Origin of the sequence: Collinsella sp. AM15-2, from assembly GCF_003471985.1 — a bacterium.
Lineage (GTDB): Bacteria > Actinomycetota > Coriobacteriia > Coriobacteriales > Coriobacteriaceae > Collinsella.
On record NZ_QRKO01000026.1, the window covers coordinates 15,449 to 24,687 of the forward strand.

The following is a 9,239-nucleotide window of genomic DNA, read 5'->3' on the forward strand; positions in this document are numbered from 1 at the left end:
AGCGAGCGGGCGTTGAGTGCGTCGGCCTTACGCTCGCGAATGGAAGCGTGGGCCTCCTGGCGTGCGGCACGGTCGGCGGAATCCGCCGCTGCCACGCGCACGCGGTCGCCGATAGCGCCGGCATTTTCGGGCGCCGCGGTCAGCGATTCCTCAAAGGTAATGCCCTCGTCGCCAAAGGTGAGCTCCATCGACTCACGCGCGCCGCGGTCGGGAATGGCAAACACGCAGGCATAGCGCTTGCCCACGACCTCCTGGATGCGCGTCATAAAACGGTTGTCCGAGCCTGCGATGGCAGGCTGCTCAATCTTGAGCTCGGCCGTCACCGCGCCGCCGGCACGAATGAGGCTTACGTAGTTCAGGCGCTGCTGGGCACCAAAATCGAGCTGTTGAGCGCGCACGTACAGACCGTCCAGGCGGTCAATCCCCGCCTCGCCGGCACGGGCCTCGATATCCTCGTAGGCACGCAGGCAGTCGTCGAACAGCGAGCGCGGCTCGGATAGAACCACGAGCGCCTTGCCGCTCACGTGCGCCAGCGGGCTTACGGTCTGGCCGTACATCACCGGCAAAAAGCGGTCGAGCTCGGGCGTGACGATACGCGCATCCACCATCTCGAGCAGCGCTGCCAGCTTGCTATCGTCCTGGCTGGCGCGATAGAGCGCCACATGCATGTTGTGGACGGCCTCGTCGGTAAGCGCCAACTCGCGGCACGGGAAGATCTCGATACTGTCCTCGTTGCCGATGGTCTGCCCCGTGGAGCTCACCATGCGGCGGATGCGGTCGATCTCGTCGCCAAAAAACTCAATGCGCACGGGTGCCTTTTCCTGTGCGGGGAACACCTCGACGGTGTCGCCGTGCACGCGGAACAAGCCGGGCGCGTCGGCGGCGCCGGCATTGGTGTAGCCCATGCCCACCAGGCGATGCGGCACCTCGTCAAAAGGAATCTCCTCGCCCACCGCAAAAGTGGTGGACTCCCAGTAGCGGCTCTCGACCGGCGGCACACAGCGCAGCAACGCACGGGCCGAGGCAACCATGATGCAGTTGTCCCCGCGCACGATGCGCCCCAGAGCCTCGCAGCGCTGCGCCACCACGGCGTCGTCGGGCGCCTGTTCGCGCCACGGATAGTCCTTGCGCTCGGGAAAGCGGCACACGTGTGCCAGGCCCACGTAGGCGGCAAGGCTACGCGCGGCGCGATCAGCCGCATCCTCGCCACTCACGATATAGACCGTCGGGCGCGGACGACGCGCAAACTGGGCGGCCGCCATAAGCGTGCGGCCCGACTGCGACACAGCCAGCGTCACGTCCTCGCCAGCATCGAGTCCGGCCTCGACGGTCTGCAGTGCCTCGGCAGTGTAGAGCTGCGCGGCTATACGGTGAATGAGCATGCTGTTCCTCCGGCATTGCAACGCCAAAAGCCCGCCGGGGCAAGCTCGGCGGGTCGTACGTCAAATACATTGTCTGTCATGGTAACGCATGGAGAGGACTCCGGCTCAAGGGCAAACCCAGCCCCGCAAAAAACGCCAGACGAAAATGCATTCCGCCCTACCCCGCCACGCGCACGCTGGGACACAAATCCGCCAGCGGACACTCGTCGCACTTAGGCTTGCGGGCGTCGCAGACCTCGCGGCCAAAGGTGATCCACTGGTGGTTGACCGACTCCCAATACTCGTGCGGCAAAATCTTGAGCAGATCTTGCTCGGTCATGAGCGGCTCCTTGGCATGCGTCTTGGGGCTCAGCATCAGGCGGTGCGCGATGCGGTTGACGTGTGTATCGACCGCGATGCCCTCGACAATGCCAAACCCCACGTTGAGCACGATGTTCGCCGTTTTACGCCCCACACCCGGCAGTTTGACGAGCTCCTTCATGTCAGCCGGCACCTCGCCACCGTAATCGGCGACGATCATCTGCGCGGCCTCCACGGCGTGTTTGGCTTTGCTCTTGTAGAAGCCGAGCGACTTGATGGTGTCCGCCACGTCAGCCACGCTCGCCCCGGCCATGGCCTCGGGCGTGGGCCACCGGGCAAACAGCCGCGGCGTCACCTTGTTGACCTGCATATCGGTCGTTTGCGCCGAAAGCAGCACCGCGATCAGCAGGCGGAAGGGATTCTCGTGGTCCAAAAAGCACTCGACCGGGCCATAGCGACGGTTGAGGCGCTCACACACTTCGATGGCGCGCTCGCGTTTGGCGGCATTGGTCTCGCGTGGCATAACGACTCCTTGGCTCAACGGCACAACAAACCTATAGGCACGATTGTCCCACGTATGGGGTCGTTATGCCTCCAAAAATGCACCGGTCTGGCGGCTCCACAGGCTTGCATACTCGCCGCCTGCCTCGACCAGTTGCGCATGCGTGCCGTCCTCGACGATCTCGCCGTCCGCCAGCACCACAATGCGGTCGAGCGCCGCCACGGTGGACAGGCGGTGCGCCACCACAATGGAGGTGCGGCCGCGCATCAGGTTCTCGAGCGCCTCCTGCACCAGCGCCTCGGACTCGCTATCGAGGGCAGACGTCGCCTCGTCGAGTACCAGAATCGGCGCGTCGGTGAGGATGGCACGGGCAATGGCCACGCGCTGGCGCTGGCCGCCCGAAAGCTTGACGCCGCGCTCGCCCACCATGGTGTCAAAGCCATGGGGCAGGCGGTCGATAAACTCCAGGGCATTGGCCAGGCGCGCCGCCTCACGAATTTGCTCGTCGGTGGCGTCGGGGCGGCCGTAGGCGATATTCTCGCGAATGGAGCGGTGGAACAGCAGCGCCTCCTGTGGCACGTAGGCCACCTGACGGCGAAGGCTCTGCTGCGTACAGCGCGAGACGTCTTGACCGTCCACGAGCACGCGGCCGCCCTGTACGTCGTCCAGGCGCAGCAGCAGTTTGGTGAGCGTCGTCTTGCCCGAGCCCGATTTGCCCACCAGGCCCACGCGCTGGCCCGCCGCCACATGGAGCGTCAGATCGTCGAACACGCTCTCGCCCGCCGCAGCATCACGGTATGCAAAGCTCAAGTGCTCAAAATCAATCGCGCCCTCGCCCACCTTAAGCTCGGGGGCATTCTCGTCGTCCGCCACCAGACGTGGCTCGTCCAGTACGCGCGTCATCTCGGCCGCATCGCCCAGCGCGCGGTTAATGCGCTGCATCATGGAGCTTACGTAGTTCAGACGCATGGTGAGGTTATAGGTGTAGGTAAAGATCATGACGAGCGAGCCGGCCGAGATACCAAACCACGCGTTGCCGCCCGCCACGAACACACTCACCACGGCCATGGTGATGACGATAAGGCCCGAGGTCGTAAAGTTGCGCTGCATCATGGCGTGCATCGAGACCGTCTCGGCGTCGCGCGCGGCACGATCGGCGGCGTCGAACAGATCGCGTTCAAAGTCCTCGCGCCCGCAGGTCTTGACGGCCAAGATGTTCGTGACCGCGTCGGACAGCACGCCCGAGAGCTTATTCTGCGCGGCGGACGTCGCGGCCGAAAGCGGCATGATGCGCTTGTACATAAGCCAGACAAACGCAATGTAGACAACCATGATGCCCACCAGGATCACGGTAAATGTGGGCACCACCGGGGCGAGTGCCGCCACCGTGCAGACGACCGAGGTGATGGTGGGGATGAGCGAATACACCGTCACGTCGACCAGACCCGTGTAGCCGCTCATAAAACGACTCGTCTGGCTCACGAGCGATCCGCCAAAGCGGCTGGTGTGAAATGTCATGGATTGATTGGAGAGCGTGTCAAAGCACAGGCGCGCCAGGTGATAGTTGCCCGCAATCTCGAGCTTGTAGACGGTGTAGTCCTGCAGCTTGGAGAGGATTTGGCCCACTAGGTTAACGAGCACCAGCGCCAGAATGTAAGGGCCAAAGACCTCAAACACCTGGTCACCCGCCACGGGGCCGGCCTGAACGCGGTCAACGATAAGGGCCATCACGTAGGTGTTGGCAAACGTGAGCAAAAAGATGTAGCCCGCCGACGAGAACACCGAGAGAAAGACGATCAGCGGCTGTGTGCGCGTGACGTCCCAAAAACGCTGCAGCGTGCGGCGAACGGTGGAGCGTTTGAGCGGGCTGGTGCTTCTCTGAGACATGGTCTTCCTTTCGCGTCTGATAGGGCGAAAGGCCATTGTTGCACATTGAAGTGCGCTTTAGGCAAGTGCGACGCGAAAGCGCCGCGCCCCGCGCCTGCGCAGACGCCCCGCCGCCAGGCGCAGTTAGCCCTCGTCTTCTTGCCCTGCAAGCAGGCCCGCGGACGTGAGCCCCAAGACCTCGTCGGCCTCCTCGGCATCTTCCAGCGCGTCGATATCCTTGAGCTTGCGCTCCATAACGTTGGTGCGCGTGGTGATGATGCCCTCGACCGTTTTGCCCGCGGTCTCAATCTGCTGTTGGGCGCGACGCAGCGCCGCCTGATAGCGCGGCAGCTCGGCCTTGACGGCGGAAAGCACGCGCAGCACGTCGTCGGTACGTTTTTGCAGCCTAAACGTCTGGTAGCTCATCTGCAGGCTGTTGAGAATGGCGGCCATGGTGCTAGGACCGGCTACGTTGACGTGATAGTCGCGGCCCAGGGTCTCGATAAGCCCGGGGCGTGTGACGACCTCAGCGTACAGGCCCTCAAACGGAACGAACATGATGCCAAAGTTGGTCGTTGCCGGCACACTCAGGTACTTCTCGCAAATGTCCTTGGCCTCGCGTTTCACCATCGCATCGAGCGTCTTGCGCGCAGCGGCGGCGGCCTCCGCGTCGCCCGACTCCTGGGCGTCGAGCAGATGCTCATACGCATCACCCGGGAATTTGGAGTCAATCGGCAGCAGCACGGGATCGCCCTCGTCTACCGGCAGCTTGACGGCAAACTCAACGCGCTCCGAGGCGCCAGGCTTGGTGGCAACGTTTTCCAGATACTGGTCGGGCGTAAGGATGTCCGCCAGGATCGCGCCCAGCTGCACCTCGCCCAAAATGCCGCGCGCCTTGACGTTACCCAGCACGCGCTTAAGGTCGCCCACGCCAGTGGCGATAGATTGCATGTCGCCCAGGCCCTTGTACACGGCCTCGAGCTGGTCGCTCACCTGCTTAAACGATGCAGACAGACGGTCGTTGAGCGTGCGAGAGAGCTTCTCGTCCACCGTCGCGCGCATCTGATCGAGCTGCACGTTGTTGTCTTTGCGGATGGCGCCCAGCTGAGCATCGACCGTCTCGCGCACCTTGTCCAGGCGATGCTCGATGCCCTCGCGATTGGCGCCGAGCTGTTGGGCCGTCTCACGGCGCAGGTCATCCATCCGGTCACCAGCTTGCGAGAACTCGCGTGCGATGACCAGGTAACGTTGCTGCTCCACGGCCGCATCGGTCGTCTGCTGCTGCGCGATGGCGTTTGCCGTGCGGCGTGTTTCGGCCAGCGCGACGTTCAGGGCATCGAGCGCGTTGTTGGCCTGCTCGAGTGCTGCCAGCGTTTCCGCGCTACTGTCGCCACGCTCCCGCAACTCGGCACGAAGGCCCTTGAGCTGCAGGGCACAGGCCGCAGCGACCCCCACCGCCACCAAAGCAATCACAATAAGTGCAATATCAATTGCAGACATAAACTCCGCCCAACAAACCCAATCGATCATCAATCAAAACCGCGATCAATCTTACCCCGCCACACACACGGATCACTCACTGCCTTGCAGACAAATTTCTCTTAGAGCCGCGGACGCTAAAACGCTAGCTCTCCCAGCCGGCGCGGATGGTTGTTATGACGTCACCCAGGCGCTGGCCCAGGGCCGCTAGATGTTGGAGCACCTCGTTGGGCGATGCACCGTTGAGGATGCACGTGAGGGCATACGACGCCAGAAAGATGGCCGCAAGCCCCAACGGGACGAGCACGATCATCGCCAAGGTGCGCAGGCGCTGGCCCACGCGGCGACGACGCGCACGACGCTTGTCGAACGCGAGCTCCTGCGCATATGAATCTTGCTGTACGGAATAGGCCTCTGGTGCCGATTCGCACCCGGGCACAGCTGCAGGTACAGCAGCGGGCACGACATTTTGCGCAAAGGGCTGGACTGCCGCCCCTTGCATTTGTATCTCCATGAGTCGTTGCTGCTGACGCAGCATGCGCTCAGCTTGTTGCTGCGGAGTCTCAAGAAACAGATCCATGCTGGCCTCCAAAATCGGAGCATTCGACGCTTACGACCAGCATCCCGCACCGCCATGACCGCGACAACGCAATCGCCGGCAATAGCCACAAAGTTTCTTTTGCTCAAAAGCTGTCGAAAAGCTCAACAACTCCCCTACCAGCACTTTCTCTGAGCTTTTTTCGCCAACAATCTTTTGGCCTTCCGCCCTTACGCCAACTGACCAAAATCTAACCAATAGCTTGACGAAAATTGTGGAGACCGGGACCCCACAAAAACGTGCCGCCCCAAAAAGGGGCGGCACACAAACTTTTTTATCAGCCTTTCTGTAGCGAGCACGCAACGACCCGAAGCCGGAGCGCGGGGCGGGGAAATACCTTTGCCTCGCGCGACCCTGCGGAGCCGTGAGCGAGAGGGAAAGGTATTTCCCCGCCCCGCGCTCCGCAGCAGCCAGCGCCAAGCGCTAGTAGTTCACCACTTGCTCCTCAAAGTACGCCTTGGGGTGGTTACACACCGGGCACACCTCAGGTGCCTCGGCACCAACGTGCAGATGTCCGCAGTTCAGGCACTTCCACACCTTCACGCCCTCGCGCTCAAACACCTCGCCCGACTCGATGCGCTCGACGAGCTTGTTGTAGCGCTCCTCGTGGGCCTTCTCGACGGCGGCGACACCACGGAACTTTGCGGCAATCTCGGCAAAGCCCTCTTCCTCGGCGGTCTTGGCAAACTCGTCGTACATCGTGGTCCACTCGTAGTTCTCACCCGCGGCGGCATCGCGCAGATTGTCCAGGGTATCGGGGACGGCGCCATCGTGCAGATACTTAAACCACAGTTTGGCGTGCTCGGACTCGTTGCCAGCCGTCTCGGCAAAGATGTTCGAGATCTGAACGTAGCCGTCCTTCTTTGCCTTGGAGGCATAGTAGCGATACTTGGTGTGTGCCTGGGACTCACCGGCAAAAGCGGTCTCGAGGTTCTTCTTGGTTTGGGAATTCTCAAAATCCATAGGTGTACTTCCCTTCAACGCATGCCGCCCGTAGGCTTCGAGCGGCCTCGTCTTTAGGATGCCCTCATGTCGGAAATCTAAACCTTACAATCCTGTTCTTCAGATTTCCACGGGCTAAATGCTCAGCCAGCGATCGCCCTCGGCTCGGCAAAAGCCCTCACGCTCCAGGTCGGTCAGAATGCCCGCGACAAGCTCGCGCTCGACCGGCCCGCGCCCAGCCGCCGCTTCCATATCGTTAACGCCCACCACGGCATCAGCAAGCGTAATCCCCGCCGGTTGGCCATCGCGCGCTGCCAGCAACATGCGCACGATATGCGCGCGCTTTTGGCGACGTGAGCCCTCAAACTTTGATTGACGGCTATAGCCCGCCGAGCGCCTGGACGGATTGGGCAACGTCTTTTTTAGATATGCGCCGTAGTCCAGCAACGCGTAATACCACGCGCGCGGCGTGTCGGCATCATCGAGCGGCACGGCAAAGGGAGCGATCTCGTCGGTCGCCGCACCGGGGACCGCCGGACAGGCCGCCTGAATCAGCGGCACCAGCTCGCGGTCGGGAACAGCCGGTACATCGGGAAAGAAGTGATGCAGAAAGACCGTGCGCACGTTGGTCTCCAGATACACGCCTGGAAGGTCAAACGCAAACGACCGGATACCTTGCGCCGTTGCCGGGCCAATACCAGGCAGAGCGACCAAGTCACGCGTCTCACGCGGAAACTCACCGTCCCAGTCCTCCACAACGCGCTGAGCGGCCTTGTGGAGCGCCAGAGCGCGTCGGTTGTAGCCCATGCCCTGCCAAGCGTCCAAAACATCGGAAGGCGCGGCTTGGGCAAGCGCCTGCACGGTCGGAAAGCGATCGAGCCACGCCGGCATACGCGTCTCCACGCGTGGCACCTGTGTTTGCTGCAACATGACCTCGGAAAGCCAAATGATGTACGGATCGCGCGTGCGGCGCCACGGAAGGTCGCGATAACGCAGGACCCCTTCCGAACGAATCATCGAACGAAAGGGGTCCTGAATCATATCTATGCTCCTTATGCGGCGCTATTCCTCCCGGCATGTATACGCACAGGTGGCGTACTCGGGAAACGCTTCGCGGTCGGCGAACTTGGGATCGACGGCCGGGAACTGGCGGTGAGCGACGATGTCGCCGAGCGAAACGGAATCGAGGTAGTCGCGCATCAATGCTTGAGCTCCGGCCCACAGGGGATGATAGCAGCACGTGCCCATGCGCGCACAGTCGCCATCGGGTGCGGTGCAATCATTCATAACCATAGGGCCCTGAACGGCCTCGACGACCTGACGAATGGTAACGTCGTCCGGACTGACCTTGAGACGCATGCCACCGTGGACGCCACGCAGGCTCTCCACAATACCGGCCTGGACCAAACCGTGCTGAATCGAGCGGGCAAACGAATACGGGACATTGACCTCTTCGGCAGCGGTGCGAACAGAAAGCAAACGCTCCGGATCCTCGGCAAGCATCGCCAACATACGAAGGGCGTAATCAGTCTTCCTCGATATGTCCATTTTTCCCCTTTCAAGGAATACGAACAGCTCGAACGAGCTCCGAGGCCGAGCTTGTGTCGAGACGCTAAATGACCGCAGGACATCCAAATGGTAAATCGGATATCCACTGAATGCCGCGCTTGGAGCGAAATGCATCAGATGCGGCCTACAGTTCAATTTAGTATAGCCTAACCCCCTGTCTCGTTGAACAGGTGTTGCGCAACAAAGCTGTTGTTCAGACAAATATACTTATTAGATTTTACTTGCGTTCCCGAAGGGGCGGGGATTCTGGGCGAAGATGCGCCAGGGCGATCGTTCTATCGAAACAAAGTGCATCAAACGCAAAAAGCCACGTCCGAAGACGTGGCTTTAATTGCGTTGGCGGGAAGTACGGGGCTCGAACCCGCGACCTCCGACGTGACAGGCCGGCGCTCTAACCAAACTGAGCTAACTCCCCAGGCAGACGTTCGCGTTTGTTTCCGCTCGCGTGCGCTGCGGGGATTAGTATACACAGAAGTCTGTCCGGCGCGCAACAACTTTTTTGAAAAAATTTTTCGGTCCCTCCGGGAGGGTCTCCGGGGCTGGGGGCGGGGGTTAAGTTTGCTGCTCTACAGTCCTGCGCAAGACGGAAAGCACATTAAGT

At 61.5% G+C, this 9,239-nt stretch carries 7 protein-coding genes, 1 tRNA gene and 1 pseudogene; all 9 read right to left on the reverse strand.

Annotated elements, in window-relative coordinates; genetic code table 11:
* A pseudogene (locus tag DW171_RS10260) lies at positions 1-1,382 on the reverse strand (transcription-repair coupling factor); the annotation flags it as partial.
* Between the two features lie 157 nt (positions 1,383-1,539).
* Positions 1,540-2,205, reverse strand: a complete 666-nt coding sequence (gene nth, locus DW171_RS09185) for an endonuclease III (protein ID WP_118271029.1) — start codon at positions 2,203-2,205, stop codon at positions 1,540-1,542.
* A 63-nt stretch (positions 2,206-2,268) separates the two neighbouring features.
* Positions 2,269-4,071 carry an ABC transporter ATP-binding protein gene (locus DW171_RS09190; protein ID WP_118271030.1) on the reverse strand — a complete coding sequence of 601 codons (1,803 nt, stop codon included), beginning with the start codon at positions 4,069-4,071 and terminating at the stop codon, positions 2,269-2,271.
* Between the two features lie 123 nt (positions 4,072-4,194).
* Entirely contained in the window at positions 4,195-5,550 is a 1,356-nt protein-coding gene (gene rmuC / locus DW171_RS09195; protein ID WP_118271031.1) for a DNA recombination protein RmuC, read from the reverse strand.
* 124 nt (positions 5,551-5,674) lie between these two features.
* A complete protein-coding gene (locus DW171_RS09200) occupies positions 5,675-6,109 on the reverse strand; it encodes a hypothetical protein (RefSeq protein ID WP_118093954.1) in 435 nt (144 codons plus the stop codon).
* 441 nt (positions 6,110-6,550) lie between these two features.
* Entirely contained in the window at positions 6,551-7,090 is a 540-nt protein-coding gene (gene rbr / locus DW171_RS09205) for a rubrerythrin (RefSeq protein WP_055252097.1), read from the reverse strand.
* 114 nt (positions 7,091-7,204) lie between these two features.
* Positions 7,205-8,110, reverse strand: coding sequence for an adenine glycosylase (locus tag DW171_RS09210; RefSeq protein WP_118271032.1), 906 nt, complete (start codon positions 8,108-8,110; stop codon positions 7,205-7,207).
* A gap of 21 nt (positions 8,111-8,131) precedes the next feature.
* Positions 8,132-8,617 carry an Rrf2 family transcriptional regulator gene (locus DW171_RS09215; protein ID WP_117564951.1) on the reverse strand — a complete coding sequence of 162 codons (486 nt, stop codon included), beginning with the start codon at positions 8,615-8,617 and terminating at the stop codon, positions 8,132-8,134.
* A gap of 358 nt (positions 8,618-8,975) precedes the next feature.
* Positions 8,976-9,053: transfer RNA gene (locus tag DW171_RS09220), tRNA-Asp, on the reverse strand.
* Positions 9,054-9,239 lie beyond the last annotated feature (186 nt).